Genomic DNA, 1,468 nt, shown 5'->3' with positions numbered 1-1,468 from the left:
AGGCATTCTGTATACAATTATGCTGTCAATAACCCGATAAGGTTTATTGATCCTGATGGAAGAGGAGTGAATGATTTTGTTGAAAGAAAAGATGGCTCTATTTACTGGGACAATAAAGCCAATAATCAAGCTACCACTAAAGAAGGAGAAACTTATTTAGGGAAAAATTTGTCCTTTACTTTTAACAGTTATATTGCGTCTAATTATGATGGGCCTCTGGGAAGTCTTCCGGAAGGAGATAAATTAACAACGACGATTAATCTTTCTGCACAGGAAAATGAAGCAGGAGAGTTAACAGATTTGTCTGCAACAAAAACAACAAAAATGGGTAAAACTTTTGGGCTGTTTGAAGGAAGAGATTATTATCCCGGAGAAGGAGGAAGTAATAATTATTTTACTCAATCCGGAACAACAATAAATTATGAACAACACGCAAGTGTTCCTAGATTTGAAGAATCAGGATTAAATTCTATGGGCTTTAAAATTGTCGATGTTGCACAAAAATTAAATATTAATTTTGATAAAAAAAGTGGAAATTTATCAGTAAATGCTTATACTGATGTTTTTCCTTCTGCAACTTTAAAACTTAATAATACAGGGACTACACTAATGAATTATAAACAACCTTCTTTTGTGGGGACCCACACAGCCCCTTTAAAAGGATATTCATCAACATTTGTAGGCTCTGGAACGGTTGCGACTAAGCAGGCAGTATATGATTATTCTTATTATCCATCAAGATTTTATAAAAGAAATTAATATGTTAAAACCTACAGTCCTAAATATTTGCATTAGTATCCTTTTAAAATATCTCATATTTTATATTATACTTATGATGATAAATAATGAGTTCAAATTATTACAAATCAATAATATTAAAAATGGAACAGATCTATTTTACTATTTGTGGATTGTTTTATTTTTTCCAATTGTTGATATGATTTTATTTGCTGCCCCACTTTATTTTGGGCTTAAGGCCAGGAAGGCTTTAAGCTTTATAATGATCATTGTTATAACATTTTTGATTGAATATTTTATATATGCTTATTTTACATCTCAGAAATTAGTCAATCGGGATGCATTGTTTAAGGTTATAATAAGTTTAATTATATTATTCATCTTTTTTTATAAAACAATCCGCTCAAAATTCACAGGATCATAAGTAAACTCCCGCCCAATCGGCGGGAGTTTTATTTGTAAATAAGAATAATAAAAATCTTTATGAAAACACTGTTTTTTGATTTGAATAAATGAGAGACTGGTACGGGGAATGCATATAAATTGTTAATTATTAATATATTATGTGTTTTGATTCATTTTCTCTTTGTAAAAAGGGATTAATGAGTTATATTTATAAAAAATTAATAACCCGCAATGAAAAAACTCTACATGAGCGCATTACTCTTATGTGCTGCATCAGTACTGTCTGCTCAGGAAGTGGTTTGGCAAAAAGACATTAAATCCAGTA

General features: G+C 30.2%; 1 protein-coding gene. It reads left to right on the top strand.

Translation table 11 applies throughout. The annotated features are described in order from the left end of the window. A partial coding sequence (locus M030_RS25780; RefSeq protein ID WP_034722695.1) for a hypothetical protein occupies positions 1 to 759 on the top strand: 759 nt, incomplete at its 5' end. Positions 760 to 1,468: the final 709 nt, after the last annotated feature.

Source organism: Chryseobacterium sp. UNC8MFCol (assembly GCF_000482305.1).
GTDB lineage: Bacteria > Bacteroidota > Bacteroidia > Flavobacteriales > Weeksellaceae > Chryseobacterium > Chryseobacterium indologenes.
The sequence above is the reverse complement of the archived record's forward strand: the minus strand, read 5'-3'. Positions and strand labels throughout refer to the sequence as shown.